Source organism: Mangrovibacter phragmitis (genome assembly GCF_040429585.1).
Lineage (GTDB): Bacteria > Pseudomonadota > Gammaproteobacteria > Enterobacterales > Enterobacteriaceae > Mangrovibacter > Mangrovibacter phragmitis.
The window spans coordinates 3,954,627-3,970,406 of sequence record NZ_CP134782.1; the positions used below are offsets into that span (position 1 = coordinate 3,954,627).

A 15,780-nucleotide genomic window follows, 5' to 3' on the forward strand; every position below is an offset into this window, starting at 1 on the left:
ACTACTGCCCGGTTGTTTATAAACTGCCCAACAGAAACCAGATGAGAAAAGCTCAGTGAAGTTCGTAAAGTATTTATTGTTCTTTGTTATTGCTTGCATTTTATTGGGTGCTGGCTCGATTTATGGCTTATACAAATACATAGAGCCGCAGTTACCCGATGTTGCGACGCTCAAAGATGTCAAACTCCAGACGCCTATGCAGGTCTACAGCGCCGATGGTGAATTGATTGCGCAATTTGGTGAAAAGCGGCGGATACCGTTGCACCTGGACCAAATTCCGCCGGAGTTAGTGAAAGCGTTTATTGCGACTGAAGACAGCCGCTTTTATGAACACCACGGCATTGATCCTGTAGGGATTTTCCGTGCGGCCAGCGTGGCTCTGTTTTCCGGGCATGCTACCCAGGGTGCCAGTACAATTACACAACAACTCGCGCGTAACTTCTTCCTGAGTCCCGAAAAAACGCTCGACCGTAAAATTAAAGAAGCGTTTTTGGCGATACGTATTGAGCAATTGCTGAGTAAAGATGAAATTCTTGAACTTTATCTCAACAAAATTTATCTCGGGTACCGTGCTTACGGAGTGGGAGCAGCCGCTCAGGTCTACTTTGGTAAAGATGTCAGCCAGCTAACATTAAGTGAAATGGCGGTAATTGCGGGGTTGCCGAAAGCACCTTCCACATTCAACCCGATTTACTCTGTCGACCGGGCAACGGCCCGCCGCAATGTGGTTTTGAGCCGCATGCTCAGCGAGGGCTATATTACACAGGCGCAATATAATGATGCGGTCACTCAGCCGATAGAAGCGAATTACCATGGCCCGCAAATAGTCTTTTCAGCACCTTATTTGGCTGAGATGGTTCGCCAGGAAATGGTTAGCCGCTATGGCGATAACGCTTATACCGATGGCTACAAAGTCTATACCACGGTGAGCCGTCGTTTACAGCAAGCCGCTCAGGATGCTCTGCGTACCAATGTAATTAATTACGATATGCGCCATGGCTATCGAGGCCCGGAAACGGTGTTGTGGCGTATTGGTGAAATGCCATGGAATACCCAAAAAGAGATTACCCTGTTACGCACCCTGCCTAATTATGGCCCGTTACATCCGGCTATCGTGAACAGTGCCACCCCAACAGAAGCAGTAGCGATGCTCGCTGACGGGAGTTCGGTGCGCTTAACGCTGGATGGTGTTCGCTGGGCACGGCCATGGCGTTCAGATACTCAGCAGGGTGCCACTCCGCGCAAAGTAACCGATGTTCTTCAGGCGGGACAGCAAATCTGGGTTCGCCAGCAAGACAACAACTGGTGGCTGGCTCAGATACCAGCAGTGAACTCGGCTCTGGTTTCGCTTAACCCACACGATGGTGCGGTAATGGCGCTGGTGGGTGGGTTTGATTTCTACCAAAGTAAGTTCAACCGCGCCACACAAGCTCTGCGTCAGGTCGGTTCTAACATTAAGCCATTCCTGTACACCGCCGCTATGGATAAGGGCCTGACATTAGCCAGTATTTTGAACGATGTACCTATTTCGCGTTGGGACGCTGGTGCAGGTTCCGACTGGAGTCCGAAAAACTCCCCACCAACTTATGATGGTCCGATTCGCCTGCGTCAGGGCCTGGGGCAGTCGAAAAACGTGGTCATGGTTCGCGCTATGCGGGCGATGGGTGTGGACTACGCTGCCGATTACCTGCAACGCTTTGGCTTCCCGTCACAGAATATTGTGCGCACAGAATCACTGGCGCTGGGTTCCGCTTCCTTCACACCTTTGCAGGTGGTTCGTGGCTATGCTGTGTTGGCAAATGGCGGCTTCCTGGTTGATCCTTACTTCATTAGTAAGATCGACGATGAACAGGGCAACACGATTTTTGAGGCCAAACCACAGGTTGCCTGCGCCGATTGCAATCTGCCGGTTATTTATGGCGAAACACCGAAGTCGAATGTTCTGGAAAATCAGAACATGGAAGATGTCGCTACTTCTGCTCAGCAGCAAAATGCCACAGTGCCCATGCCTGAACTTGAAAAAGTGAATGGGCAAGTGCCTGCCATGCAGTCTCAGGCTTATGCACCTCATGTTATCAGCACACCACTCTCCTTCCTTATCAAGAGCGCACTGAACTCGAATATCTTCGGTGAACCAGGCTGGATGGGTACCGGCTGGCGCGCGGCACGGGACCTGAAGCGTAATGATATCGGCGGCAAAACCGGAACAACCAATAGTTCAAAAGATGCGTGGTTCTCTGGTTATGGCCCGGGTGTCGTCACGTCGGTGTGGATAGGCTTTGACGATCATCGTCGGGATCTTGGGCGTACTACGTTATCAGGTGTGATTAAGGATCAGATCTCTGGTTACGAGGGTGGTGCTAAAAGTGCTCAACCAGCCTGGGATGATTACATGAAAGCGGCATTAGACGGTGTTCCGGAGCAACCACTCACGCCGCCACCCGGTATTGTTACCGTGCGTATTGACCGTGCCACAGGTCAACTTGCCAGCGGCGGCAATAGCCGGGATGAGTATTTTATTGATGGCACACAACCCACTCATCAGGCTGTACATGAAGTGGGGACAACTGTCATTGATAACGGTGAAACTCACGAACTCTTCTGATAAGCCAGCCCCTTCCTGTGGAAGGGGCTATTACAGCCGACCCTGCTGATTCAGCCATTCACGCACTAAAAACAGCGCACTGATATTACGTGCCTCGCTAAAGTCAGGCTCTTTCAGCAAATCCATCATGGTCGCCAGCGGCCAGTGTTCCTGTATCAGGGGTTCCGGCTCATCACCTTCCAACGATGATTCATATAAGTCTTCAGCCAAAATAATATTCATTTTGCTGGAAAAATAAGAAGGTGCCATTGTCACTTTTTTTAGAAAGCTCAGTTTTTGCGCACCAAACCCCACTTCTTCCTGCAACTCCCGGTTCGCCGCATCAAAAGGCAACTCGCCGGGATCAATTAATCCCTTTGGAAACCCCAGCTCGTAAGACTCTGTGCCAACAGCATATTCACGTATCAGAACAAGTTTATCGCCCAGGAGAGGGACTATCATCACAGCTTCCCGTTCAGACGGACGCATACGTTCATAGACACGATGAACCCCGTTACTGAATGCCAAATCAACCGACTCAACATTAAACAAACGGGAGCGGGCAACGGTTTCAACATTCAGTATTTGTGGTTTTTTTAGTGGCTTATTCATGAATCTGCGCTTCATTTATGGGATCCTGATGCTATTTTGCGACACACGGCAATGTTTGAGCAATTGCCAATTGCCTGTTTTTCACAATTGTGCAACGAAACAAGCACGAATCATGACAATTTGACTGATGTCAAGGCATTGCATTCTTTCCAGGAATTTGCTGATACTTCTCTTTATATAGCTTTGCTAACATTTAGTTACCTTCGGCATGTCTACCCAAAAAGCTAAAGAAAGAAATCAATAATGCCGATTATCATTCACTTAACTAAAATCATCAGTGAAGGGTCGCCGTTTGCTGTACTTGATTCAAAAAATGAAGGTTTGATGGGGATAGCATGAGCACCTTGTTGATTTTTTTCACTGCAGTACTGGGCTGCCTGGCTATTGCCGGGTTGGTGTACGGGTACAAGCAGCGTCAGCACTCGCGCTACCCCTGGTTGCAGGCATTAGCTGGCGCGACGACACGCCAGCTTAGCGAAGAAGAACGCTCGGCTATTGAGCACTATCTTTCTTCACTTGCACGTAATCAGCAACTGCCTGGCCCCAGTGGTGCCAGTGCAGGCCCAGTTACCCTGTCGCTAAGCCCTAAAAGCCGCATCGTTTATTCAGTCGTACGTTCAATTACCCGCTATGGGCTTACTGCCGATGATCCTAACAAGTGGCGCTATTATCTGGATTCTGTTGAAGTCCATTTACCGCCTTTTTGGGAGCAGTACATCAGTGATGATAACAACGTTGACTTAGTGATTACCGACTCACTCCCACTGGTGATTGGCCTCAATGGCCATACACTGAAAAACTATCACCAGGAAACCCGCGGAGCGGTACATCAATTCTCTGGCAGCACTGCATCGATTCGTGGCGAAGAAAGTGAACAAATTGAATTGTTAAATATTCGCGAAGAGACGCGTGAAGAATACACATTGTCGCATCAGGATAACCTGCGAGATGCCCTGCTGATCAGTGCTGCTTTTTTACTGTACTATCTGTGCCTGCTTATTCCATCAATGTTTATCCCATGGCTTGCCGGATGTGCCACGCTTCTGTTACTGGGTGGGTTATATGGTATCTGCATCCCACCGGCAAAAAGCAACTTACGGGAAATCCACTGTTTGCGCGGTACCCCAAAACGCTGGGGGCTGTTTGGCGAATCAGACCAGGAACAAAATAATATATCTCTTGGTGTCATTGACCTGGTTTACCCCTCTCACTGGCAGCCTTTTATTAACCAGGACCTGGGACATAAAACAGACATTGATATTTATCTGGATCGCCATGTTGTTCGCCAGGGACGTTTTCTGTCTTTACATGATGAAGTAAAAAACTTTCCTTTGCAGCACTGGCTGCGCAGCCTGATAATTAGTGCCAGCGCCCTTGTCGTACTGGTGATGTTGGTTGTCTGGGTGCCTCTTGATATGCCGATAAAGCTCACTATCTCCTGGCTTAAAGGCGCGCAAAGTATTGAAGCGACAACATTGTCTCAACTGGAAAGTGCCAATTTGCGTGTTGGTGATACCGTGCAACTCTCCGGGTCCGGGATGTGCAGTATTTCGGCTACGGACAACTGGTCAGCTCAGCATAACACCCCTTTCCGGCCCTTTGATTGTTCACAGATTTTCTGGAACAACGCTACCCCGTTGCCAGCGCCGGAATCCGATATCGTCACTAAAGCCAGTGCCCTGGTGCAAACAGTCAATCGCCAGCTACATCCACAGGATGGCGATGATACAAAGGTGAACCCGCAACTGGCTTCCGCTATTCAAAAATCAGGCATGGTGTTGGTGGATGACTTTGCAGATATCGTGCAAAAAACCCAGGCGTTATGTACCTCGAACGATGATTGTATTCGCCTCAAAAATGCCCTGGTGAATCTGGGGAATACCAAGGACTGGGAAACACTGGTTAAGCGCGCAGATAGCGGAAAACTGGATGGAATTAATGTTCTGCTCCGCCCGGTCAGCGCGGAGTCACTGTCTAATCTGGTGGCAACATCGACAGCTCCTTTCTTCATGCGCGAAACATCCCGTGCTGCTATGTCACTGAACAGCCCGTCACCAGGGGGTTTTTTGATTATCAGTGACGAGGGCGCTGAACTGGTTGACCAGCCTTATCCGCCTGTTTCACTCTATGATTATCCGCCGCAAGAGCAATGGGCTGTTTTCCGGCACCTTGCCGAAACCCTGACCCATACGCCATTCCATGCGGAAGGCATTATAACCGGGTTGTCCACCGACGCGAATGGAACGGTACACATCATGCTGCACAGCGTTCCAGACAGCGCCAGTTTGTGGCGTTATATCTTCACGTCATTGCTGCTGGCCGCGATGGTGCTTAGCACCCTGTATAATGGCAGCATGGCAGCTATCCGTTACTACCGGCACCGCCGTCGCCTGGCACAAATTCAGGCATGGTACGAAAACTGCCTCAATCCGAAACTGATCCCTGGGCCGGACGTTCCCCATTTGTTCTGAGTATTCATGCCGCAGGTTGTGATAACCTGTGGCACATTGTGAACACCCGGGAGCTCTCATGCACGTCGACATTGACTGGCAACATATCGACACCGTTCTGCTGGATATGGACGGCACCTTACTCGACCTCGCATTTGACAACTATTTTTGGCTACATCTGGTGCCAGAAACGCTCAGCGAACAGCGGGGCATTCCCCTCGAGGACGCACATACCCTGATTCGCCAGAAATACCATGCCGTACAACATACGCTAAACTGGTATTGTCTCGATTACTGGGGTAATGAACTCGGCCTGGATATTCGCGGTATGACCCGGGAGATGGGGCCACGGGCAGCCTTGCGGGCTGATACCGCGCCATTTTTATCTGCTCTGAAACAGGCCGGGAAGCGGCGAGTCCTGCTGACTAATGCGCACCCGTATAACCTTTCTGTCAAACTGGAACATACTGGTTTAGGCAACTGGCTTGATTTATTACTTTCCACCCATACATTTGGTTATCCCAAAGAAGACAGGCGTCTGTGGCTGGCTGTTCAGGAGCAAACCGGGTTTGATCCGGCTCGCACATTGTTCATTGACGACAGCGAACCTATTCTTGATGCCGCAAAACAATTCGGCATTCGCTATTGTCTCGGGGTCACTAACCCGGACTCCGGGCAACCCGATAAAATCTGGCACCGCCATCCGGCAACAGGTGACTACCGGGGGCTGCTCCAGGCACTATCCTGAAAGGAGGTGAGATGAAAGAGAAAATCGCAGAAGGTGTGCGGCTGGATAAATGGCTGTGGGCTGCCCGTTTTTATAAAACCCGGGCCATTGCGAGAGAAATGGTTGAAGGCGGGAAGGTGCACTACAACAGCCAGCGAAGTAAACCGAGCAAAATCGTCGAACTGGATGCCTGTCTGGTGATTCGTCAGGGTAATGACCAGCGTACGGTTATTATTAAAGGCATCACCGACAAACGTGGTCCCGCAATACAAGCTGCTACGCTGTATGAAGAAACACCGGACAGTATTGAGAAGCGCGAGAATATCGCACTGGCTCGTAAAATGAATTCACTGACAATGCCGCATCCTGAACGTCGCCCTGACAAAAAAGAGCGGCGTGATTTGATGAAATTTAAATACGGCGGCAATGAATAATCACCGCCCGCAAGAGAGAGAAAGTATGGTTCAACACGACCAATTGCACCGTTATCTGTTTGAAAATTTCGCTGTTCGCGGCGAACTGGTAACGGTATCTGACACCTGGCAGCAAGTGCTGGCCAACCACGATTACCCGCAACCGGTGAAAAACCTGTTGGGTGAAATGCTCGTGGCCACATCACTGCTCACTGCCACATTGAAATTTGAAGGTGATATTACCGTTCAGTTGCAGGGTGATGGTCCGTTGTCCCTGGCTGTTATCAACGGTAATAACCAGCAGCAACTGCGTGGTGTTGCGCGTTTTAGCGAAGAGTTCCCAGCCAGTGCCACACTGAAAGAAATGGTGGGTAATGGCTATCTGGTTATCACCATCAGTCCGAAAGAAGGTGAGCGCTACCAGGGTGTGGTTGGTCTGGAAGGTGAAACCATCGCAGAGTGTCTGGAAGATTACTTTGTGCGTTCAGAACAATTGCCAACCCGCCTGTTTATTCGCCTTGGTGAGTCAGAAGGTAAACCTGCAGCAGGAGGTATGTTCCTGCAAGTCTTACCTGCTCAGGATACCCAGGCTGATGATTTTACTCACCTTGCCACGTTGACAGAAACCATCAAAGCCGAAGAACTACTGACACTGCCTGCCCAGGAAGTGCTATGGCGCCTGTACCACGAAGAAGAAGTCACTCTGTATGAACCTCAGGATGTCAGTTTCTCTTGCAGTTGTTCACGTGAGCGCTGTGCTGCAGCCCTGAAAACTCTGCCACAAGAAGAAATCAACACCATCCTTGAAGAAGATGGTGAGATAGATATGCATTGTGATTATTGCGGTAGCCACTACCTGTTTAATGCTATGGATATCGCAGAAATACGGACCAATGCCGATCCAGCGGATCCGCACATTCATTAAGTACTACAGGCCCTGGTCATCACCAGGGCTTCTTTTCCCTTCCGTCAGCCACCACACTGTTTTGTCGAGAACTACACCGTCGCAACATTATGTATGCGTTTACAATCTCAAAAAGGCTTTTTTTTCTACTTTTCAATAACATTTGCAAAACACTTATATTCATTAATAAAAAAATCCTGCGATAATGTTCCCCGCAGCGAGACCTGCCCTGCTTCTGTTGATTTGCGAACAAATCTTTTGATACGTAAATCTATGAAGCGGGTCGCGGTCAACATTCGGCTAATAACCCTACAATTTATAGTAATAGTTCCTGGCTAAGGAGAAGTGACATGCGCGTTTTAACCCCGCAAGAACTGAAGGCTTATGGTATTCATGACGTACTGGAAGTGGTGTATAACCCTGATTACGATAGATTGTATCGTGAAGAGCTTGACCCAACCCTGGAAGGGTTTGAACGTGGCGTACTGACAAATCTGGGTGCCGTCGCTGTTGATACCGGTGTTTTCACTGGTCGCTCACCAAAAGATAAATATATCGTTCGTGATGATACAACCCGCGATACATTATGGTGGGCTGATAACGGCAGCGGAAAGAATGACAATCACCCGCTCACCCCTGAAATATGGCAAGACCTGAAAAACCTCGTCACTGAAGAGCTTTCGGGAAAACGTCTGTTTGTGGTTGATGCTTTTTGCGGTGCTAACCCGGACAGCCGCTTGTGTGTACGCTTCATTACCGAAGTGGCCTGGCAGGCACATTTCGTCAAGAACATGTTCATTCGGCCCAATGATGAAGAACTCGTTGATTTTGAACCTGACTTCATCGTAATGAATGGGGCAAAATGCACCAATCCAAACTGGCAGGCACAAGGCCTGAATTCAGAAAACTTTGTTGCCTTTAACCTGACAGAACGCATGCAGTTAATTGGTGGCACCTGGTATGGCGGCGAAATGAAGAAAGGGATGTTCGCCATTATGAACTACCTGCTGCCACTGAAAAACATTGCCTCCATGCACTGTTCCGCCAATGTTGGTGAAAAAGGCGATGTAGCGGTCTTCTTCGGTTTATCCGGAACCGGTAAAACCACTCTCTCCACTGATCCGAAACGCCGCCTGATTGGCGATGACGAGCACGGCTGGGATGACGACGGCGTATTCAACTTCGAAGGGGGTTGTTACGCGAAAACCATCCGTTTATCAGAAGCAGCAGAGCCAGATATTTACCGGGCTATTCGCCGTGATGCTTTGCTGGAAAATGTCACCGTCGCTACCGATGGCACCATTGATTTCGACGACAGCAGCAAAACTGAAAATACCCGCGTGTCTTACCCTATTTATCACATTGATAATATTGTTAAACCAGTATCCAAAGCAGGCCATGCCACTAAGGTGATTTTCCTCACCGCAGACGCATTTGGAGTGCTGCCACCTGTTTCACGCCTGACAGCCGAACAAACGCAATACCACTTCCTTTCAGGTTTCACCGCAAAACTGGCTGGTACAGAATGTGGTGTGGACGAACCAACGCCTACATTCTCTGCCTGCTTTGGCGCCGCCTTCCTCACGCTGCACCCCACGCAGTATGCAGAAGTGCTGGTGAAACGGATGCAGGCTGCCGGTGCCCAGGCCTATCTGGTGAATACGGGCTGGAACGGTTCTGGTAAACGTATTTCCATTAAAGATACGCGCGCAATCATCGATGCCATTATTAGTGGAGAACTGGATAACGCTGAAACCACCACGCTACCGGTCTTTAACCTCGCCGTACCAGTTGCATTAACGGGAGTGAACGCCAGGATACTTGACCCACGCAATACATGGGCCACTGCCGCACAATGGGAAGAGAAAGCGCAGCATCTCGCCACACTGTTTGTGGATAACTTCGAGAAATATACCGATACTCCCGCGGGTGCCGCGCTGGTCAGTGCCGGGCCACAAACCCGGTAACCAACTCCCTGAGTCTGAGTAGCAGAAAGCCCGTGTATTCCAGAATACACGGGCTTTGCTTTGTATCACCTGTCTGGTGGAGTTACCAGCGTCCGGTTAACTCTCTTTCGCCTTCTCAGCCAGTAACCCAGGCATAATGGGCAGCCAGGCCCGAATGCGCAACCCACCGCGCTCACTGCTGCCAATGTCCAGCAGACCATTATGGTTATCTATAATACGTTGCACAATCGCAAGGCCCAGACCGGTACCACTGGTACTGCGCGCGCTGTCTCCACGCACGAAAGGCTGCAGTAAATGTTTCAGTTGTTCAGGCGGGATGCCCGGCCCGTCATCTTCCACCTGAAACCAGGCCTTACCCGGCTCTGTGCCACTACTGACTTTTATCCACCCATTACCGTAACGCGCCGCATTAACCACCATATTGGCCACAGCGCGCTTGATAGAAAGCGGATGAATATTGACAGTAATCTCACCCGGCTGCAGACAGGTATTAATCTCGCGCTCATAACCACTTTCCGCAGCAATCACTTCCCCGAGCACACCGTTAAGATCTGCCGTTTCCAGTGGCATTTCCTGGCCCGTTCGCAGGTAGTCAATAAACTGCTCAATAATGGCATTGCACTCTTCGATATCTTTATTGATTGACTCCGCAAGATAACCATCCTGCTCACTCATCATCTCGGTCGCCAGACGGATACGAGTGAGAGGCGTGCGCAGATCATGACTGACTCCGGCCATCAGCAAGGTGCGGTCGTCCGCCAGTTGCTTCACCCCCGACGCCATATGGTTGAACGCCCGGGTCACCGAGCGTACCTCTGAAGCACCATATTCTCGTAACGGCGGAGGGATAATCCCTTTACCCACCTGCAACGCAGCATGCTCAAGGTCGACCAGGGGGCGGTTTTGAATACGAATAAACAACCACGCCCCACCAATGGCCAGCAACATAATCGCCAGGGTATAGCGGAACAACGGTGAGAAATCGCCCTGATGAATTTCAGTCAGCGGTACCCGTACCCAAATATTGGGAGACAGCCAGGTTTTCAGCCAAACAACCGGCGAGCTTTTATTGACCTCAACACGAACTTCCGTTGGTCCACCGAGTTGTTGCGCCATTTGCTGGCTCAAAAATTCGTAATGCTGCGCCCAACGCAGGCCAGCCTCTTCCGCTGCTTCATCGGAATAAAGCGATATCCCGAGTTCACGATAAATCTCGCGACGAAACGCAGGCGGTACAACCAGTTGAGTACCGTCCTCCAGTTGCAGTTTATCTGTCATCAGCATACGAACTTCGTAAGCCAGTACTTTATTAAACTGCTGGAGGCTCGGCAAAATCGCAAAGTTCAGCACGACAAGGTAGGTTGTCACCAGGCTGGCAAACAGCAAGGTGACAATCAGTAACAAGGTGCGGGCAAATGAACTTCTTGGCGAGAAGCGCAGTCGCCTCATGCTTTAGCGCCATCCGGCACAAACACATAACCCAGGCCCCATACCGTCTGAATATAACGGGGATGTGCCGGGTCCTCTTCCACCATGCGACGCAGGCGGGAGATCTGAACATCAATAGAACGTTCCATCGCACTGTATTCACGGCCACGCGCGAGGTTCATCAGTTTATCGCGGGATAATGGTTCACGCGGGTGGCTGACCAGGGCTTTCAACACAGCGAATTCACCACTGGTTAAAGGCATCGGTTCGTCATCACGGAACATTTCACGGGTTCCCAGGTTCAGTTTAAATTTGCCAAAAGCAATAACAGCTTCTTCCTGGGACGGTGCGCCGGGTAACTCATTTGCCTGGCGGCGCAACACTGCACGAATACGAGCCAACAATTCACGCGGGTTAAAGGGTTTGGGAATATAGTCATCAGCACCAATTTCCAGCCCAACAATACGATCCACTTCTTCACCTTTCGCCGTTACCATAATGATGGGCATCGGGTTACTCTGGCTACGCAGACGGCGGCAAATGGACAAACCATCTTCTCCCGGCAGCATTAAATCCAGAACCATTAAGTGGAAAGACTCACGTGTCAGCAGGCGATCCATTTGTTCAGCGTTAGCAACGCTACGAACCTGGAAGCCTTGTTCGGTGAGATAACGCTCAAGCAGTGCACGCAACCGCATATCGTCATCAACAACCAGAATTTTATAATTCTCTTGCATACTGTTAACTCCCAAAGGCTCGAATTGTACGATGGCTATTCTAGAAAAGTGTGCGCCAACGACCAGATAAAACTGGTATATATTCTAGTCAAAATTGTTACAAAGCATATTTAACAGCGACTTATCTGTACAATACATCACAAACTGGTGCATAAAGCGACAGGCAAGTTATTGTAAAACAGGCCTGCTTCACCATTTGACAGAACTAACAGGTACATTGCATGAAAACGCCCTTGATTACCCGAGAGGGTTACGAAAAACTAAAAAAAGAGCTGGATTATTTATGGCGTGAAGAACGTCCTGAAGTCACCAAAAAAGTTACCTGGGCGGCAAGCCTTGGCGACCGTAGCGAAAACGCCGACTATCAGTACAACAAGAAACGCCTGCGTGAAATTGACCGGCGTGTTCGCTATCTCACTAAATGCCTTGAGAGTTTACGCATTGTTGACCACTCACCACAGCAGGATGGCAAAGTGTTTTTTGGCGCCTGGGTGGAAATTGAAAACGACGACGGAGATATCAGGCGGTTTCGCATTGTCGGCTACGACGAAATTTTTGGCCGCAATGACTACATCTCTATTGATGCTCCTGTGGCCCGGGCGTTGCTCAAAAAAGAAGAAGGTGATGTTGCCACCGTTATCACACCATCTGGTATCGCAACCTGGTATGTAAACAGTATCAGCTATACAAGACCGGACTGGTCCAAAGAAGCCTGAGCCTCTGCACTGTTCACAAGATTTAAAGAACAAACTGAAAAAGCAGGCTGAAAGGTCGCCATAACTGGCATTTTATTTCCGGACTCCGTATAACTGTGCTTCACTTTTTATCGCGACAGACAGACAACAAAAGCCATGATGAACAATTCGCTTAACGGCATTATTGCCAGTGAACTCAAGGCACGGAATGAGCAGGTTGAAGCGGCTATCCGTTTGCTTGATGAAGGGAACACCGTGCCATTTATCGCACGTTATCGTAAAGAGATCACAGGTGGGCTGGATGACACCCAATTGCGTCAACTTGAAGTCCGTCTGGGTTATCTGCGTGAACTGGAAGAGCGCCGCCAGGCCATTCTGAAGTCGATTAGCGAGCAAGGGAAGCTGAGTGATGAACTGGCTGGAGCCATTAATTCAACACTGAGCAAAACGGAGCTTGAAGACTTATATCTCCCGTACAAACCTAAACGCCGCACTCGTGGGCAAATCGCCATTGAAGCAGGGTTAGAGCCGCTTGCGGATCTGCTCTGGCAGGATGCCTCCCGCACACCAGAACAGGAAGCAGAGCAGTATATTGACGCAGACAAAGGCCTGCCCGACACCAAAGCAGTGCTGGATGGCGCGCGCTATATTTTGATGGAACGCTTCGCTGAAGATGCGGCCTTGCTGGCAAAAGTGCGTGACTACCTGTGGCGTAATGCCCATCTGGCTTCCACCGTGGTACCAGGTAAGGAAGAAGAAGGCGCGAAATTCCGTGACTATTTTGCCCACCATGAAGCCATTTCTGGTGTGCCTTCACACCGTGCTCTGGCCATGTTCCGTGGCCGTAACGAAGGTGTGCTTCAGTTAGCCGTTAACCCGGATCCCCAGTTTGATGAGCCCCCCAAAGAAAGTTACTGTGAACAACTGATTATTGACCACCTTGGGCTACGCCTGAACAACGCGCCAGCAGATAACTGGCGGCGTGCGGTTGTTTCCTGGACCTGGCGTATCAAGGTGTTAATGCACCTGGAAACAGAGCTAATGTCTACCCTGCGCGAACGCGCGGAAGATGAAGCAATCAATGTCTTTGCCCGTAACCTGCATGATTTGCTGATGGCGGCACCTGCGGGAATGCGTGCCACAATGGGGCTGGATCCGGGTTTGCGTACCGGGGTTAAAGTTGCCGTTGTGGACGCCACCGGGAAACTGGTTGCTACTGATACCATTTACCCGCATACCGGGCAGGCAGCTAAAGCGGCGGTTGTGCTGGCAGCATTGTGTGAAAAACACCATGTCGAACTGGTCGCTATCGGTAACGGTACAGCATCGCGCGAGACAGAACGTTTCTGGCTGGATGTGCTAAAACAGTATCCTCACCTTAAAGCACAGAAAGTGATTGTCAGTGAAGCCGGGGCATCAGTCTATTCCGCTTCGGAACTGGCGGCACAAGAATTTCCATCACTTGATGTTTCTTTGCGTGGCGCGGTCTCCATTGCCCGCCGCCTGCAGGATCCGCTCGCTGAGCTGGTGAAAATAGACCCGAAATCTATCGGAGTAGGCCAGTACCAGCACGATGTCAGCCAAAATCAACTGGCGAAAAAACTCGATGCCGTAGTCGAAGACTGCGTAAACGCCGTGGGTGTGGATTTAAACACCGCATCGGTGCCGTTATTAACCCGTGTGGCAGGTCTGACACGTATGATGGCGCAGAATATTGTCGACTGGCGCGACCAGAATGGACAGTTCCAGAACCGCCAGCAACTGCTGAAAGTTAGCCGTCTGGGGCCGAAAGCTTTTGAACAATGTGCCGGCTTTTTGCGTATCAACCACGGGGATAACCCGCTGGATGCATCAACTGTTCACCCTGAAGCCTACCCTGTTGTTGAGCGGATTCTTGCCGCAACCCATAAAGCCTTACGGGACTTGATGGGTGATGATGGCGCACTACGTAACCTGAAAGCGGTCGACTTCACTGATGAACGTTTTGGTGTTCCTACTGTTACGGACATTATCAAAGAGCTGGAAAAACCCGGGCGCGACCCGCGACCTGAGTTTAAAACGGCTCAATTTGCTGATGGAGTGGAAACACTCAACGATCTCCAGCCGGGCATGATCCTGGAAGGTGCTGTCACCAACGTCACTAACTTCGGCGCATTCGTAGATATTGGCGTGCATCAGGATGGACTGGTGCATATCTCTTCTCTAGCGGATAAATTCGTTGAGGACCCACACAAGGTGGTGAAGACCGGTGATATCGTTAAAGTCAAAGTGATGGAAGTGGATTTGGCCCGCAAGCGCATTGCGTTGTCTATGCGTCTTGACGAACAACCAGGGGAGAGCCAGCCTCGTCGGGCAAAAGGTGGCAACACGCAACAGCGCCCTCAACAACAGTCACGTCAGCACCAGCGTGAAACAACCAGCTCAGGTAACAGTGCCATGAGCGACGCACTGGCTGCCGCATTTGGTAAAAAGCGTTAATCCGTGATATGAAAATTGCCAGCCTGTTTACCCGGGCTGGCAAAAAAAAACACAAAAAATCAGAAAAAAAATCGTTCTCCGCCTGTCACCTGCTCAGTTTCACCTTGTAACAAAGCTGCCCCAGTGATACTGAAATAGTCCTGTAAAATTCGCCGGTTCCGCACACCAGCGCATATATAAAAGTTAATTGTTAGCGGGCTGGAATTTAGCAAATAATTATTTTTTTATATAAATAAAATACACTTCACCAAAATATTTAAAATCTAACCTTTAATTTAACAAAATTAACCATTTGTAGTTATTTGAAATACCCCACCACTCATGCTAAATACCCTCTTTATGACACAGATTAACCTTAGTACGAATAAAGTGTGAAATAAGATTCATTTGCGTTAAATCGAGTTGATTACGAAAACCATTCTCATTATCATTGTATTACTTGTTTTATTCTGTTCTATTTTTCTGGCGAGGCTCCTCTGAATCTCATTTCAGGCTGTTCTCTTGGTAAACGTTCACTTGTAAGTTCTGGCAGGCATTATGCAATTCTTACCATCCAGCTCATGGAAAATCATTGGGTTCTCCGGAGAAATCAGCCCGGCATACCGCCAAAAGCTTCTCTCTTTAGGCATGTTGCCAGGTTCGTCATTCAATGTGGTACGTGTGGCACCACTGGGCGATCCTATTCATATTGAAACCCGTCGCGTTAACCTGGTCGTGCGTAAAAAAGACCTGGCGCTATTAAATGTCGAGGAAATACGCTGAGTTACTCTCAGTTGTTAGGTCAT

General features: G+C 49.7%; 12 protein-coding genes. 9 read left to right on the forward strand and 3 right to left on the reverse strand.

What is annotated here, in order from left to right:
- Window positions 1-55: 55 nt before the first annotated feature.
- Window positions 56-2,605 carry a peptidoglycan glycosyltransferase/peptidoglycan DD-transpeptidase MrcA gene (gene mrcA / locus MPHASIOC01_RS19300; RefSeq protein WP_353613087.1) on the forward strand — a complete coding sequence of 850 codons (2,550 nt, stop codon included), beginning with the start codon at window positions 56-58 and terminating at the stop codon, window positions 2,603-2,605.
- A 30-nt stretch (window positions 2,606-2,635) separates the two neighbouring features.
- Here the strand turns inward: mrcA and nudE are convergent, their stop codons facing one another.
- On the reverse strand, window positions 2,636-3,196 hold the full coding sequence (gene nudE, locus MPHASIOC01_RS19305) for an ADP compounds hydrolase NudE (protein ID WP_064598076.1): 561 nt from the start codon (window positions 3,194-3,196) through the stop codon (window positions 2,636-2,638).
- A gap of 335 nt (window positions 3,197-3,531) precedes the next feature.
- Between nudE and MPHASIOC01_RS19310 the strand changes: the two genes are divergently transcribed.
- The 5 genes from MPHASIOC01_RS19310 (at window position 3,532) to pckA (ending at window position 9,657) form a co-directional block, all read left to right on the forward strand.
- The gene (locus tag MPHASIOC01_RS19310; RefSeq protein ID WP_353613088.1) at window positions 3,532-5,667 is read left to right on the forward strand and encodes an IgaA/UmoB family intracellular growth attenuator; all 2,136 of its coding nucleotides are present in this window, start codon (window positions 3,532-3,534) and stop codon (window positions 5,665-5,667) included.
- A gap of 58 nt (window positions 5,668-5,725) precedes the next feature.
- On the forward strand, window positions 5,726-6,394 hold the full coding sequence (gene yrfG / locus MPHASIOC01_RS19315; protein ID WP_353613089.1) for a GMP/IMP nucleotidase: 669 nt from the start codon (window positions 5,726-5,728) through the stop codon (window positions 6,392-6,394).
- An 11-nt stretch (window positions 6,395-6,405) separates the two neighbouring features.
- A complete protein-coding gene (gene hslR, locus MPHASIOC01_RS19320; protein WP_064597948.1) occupies window positions 6,406-6,807 on the forward strand; it encodes a ribosome-associated heat shock protein Hsp15 in 402 nt (133 codons plus the stop codon).
- Window positions 6,808-6,832: 25 nt separating this feature from the next.
- The gene (gene hslO, locus MPHASIOC01_RS19325; RefSeq protein WP_064598075.1) at window positions 6,833-7,711 is read left to right on the forward strand and encodes an Hsp33 family molecular chaperone HslO; all 879 of its coding nucleotides are present in this window, start codon (window positions 6,833-6,835) and stop codon (window positions 7,709-7,711) included.
- 329 nt (window positions 7,712-8,040) lie between these two features.
- On the forward strand, window positions 8,041-9,657 hold the full coding sequence (gene pckA / locus MPHASIOC01_RS19330) for a phosphoenolpyruvate carboxykinase (ATP) (RefSeq protein WP_064597945.1): 1,617 nt from the start codon (window positions 8,041-8,043) through the stop codon (window positions 9,655-9,657).
- A gap of 96 nt (window positions 9,658-9,753) precedes the next feature.
- On the opposite strand, the gene envZ is transcribed toward pckA, so the two are convergent.
- Window positions 9,754-11,106: a two-component system sensor histidine kinase EnvZ gene (gene envZ / locus MPHASIOC01_RS19335; RefSeq protein ID WP_064597944.1), complete on the reverse strand. Its 1,353-nt coding sequence runs from the start codon at window positions 11,104-11,106 to the stop codon at window positions 9,754-9,756.
- Window positions 11,103-11,822 (reverse strand): two-component system response regulator OmpR, encoded by a 720-nt coding sequence (gene ompR, locus MPHASIOC01_RS19340; protein WP_036111203.1) that lies wholly within the window; start codon window positions 11,820-11,822, stop codon window positions 11,103-11,105. Before ompR ends, envZ begins: the two co-directional genes overlap by 4 nt.
- A gap of 221 nt (window positions 11,823-12,043) precedes the next feature.
- On the opposite strand from ompR, the gene greB reads away from it, so the two are divergent.
- The 3 genes from greB to feoA all read left to right on the forward strand — a co-directional run bounded on the left by greB (window position 12,044) and on the right by feoA (window position 15,757).
- Window positions 12,044-12,538 carry a transcription elongation factor GreB gene (greB, locus tag MPHASIOC01_RS19345; protein ID WP_064597942.1) on the forward strand — a complete coding sequence of 165 codons (495 nt, stop codon included), beginning with the start codon at window positions 12,044-12,046 and terminating at the stop codon, window positions 12,536-12,538.
- Window positions 12,539-12,673: 135 nt separating this feature from the next.
- Window positions 12,674-14,995 carry a Tex family protein gene (locus MPHASIOC01_RS19350; protein WP_353613090.1) on the forward strand — a complete coding sequence of 774 codons (2,322 nt, stop codon included), beginning with the start codon at window positions 12,674-12,676 and terminating at the stop codon, window positions 14,993-14,995.
- A 537-nt stretch (window positions 14,996-15,532) separates the two neighbouring features.
- Window positions 15,533-15,757: a ferrous iron transporter A gene (feoA, locus tag MPHASIOC01_RS19355; RefSeq protein WP_036111213.1), complete on the forward strand. Its 225-nt coding sequence runs from the start codon at window positions 15,533-15,535 to the stop codon at window positions 15,755-15,757.
- The last annotated feature ends 23 nt before the right edge of the window (window positions 15,758-15,780 follow it).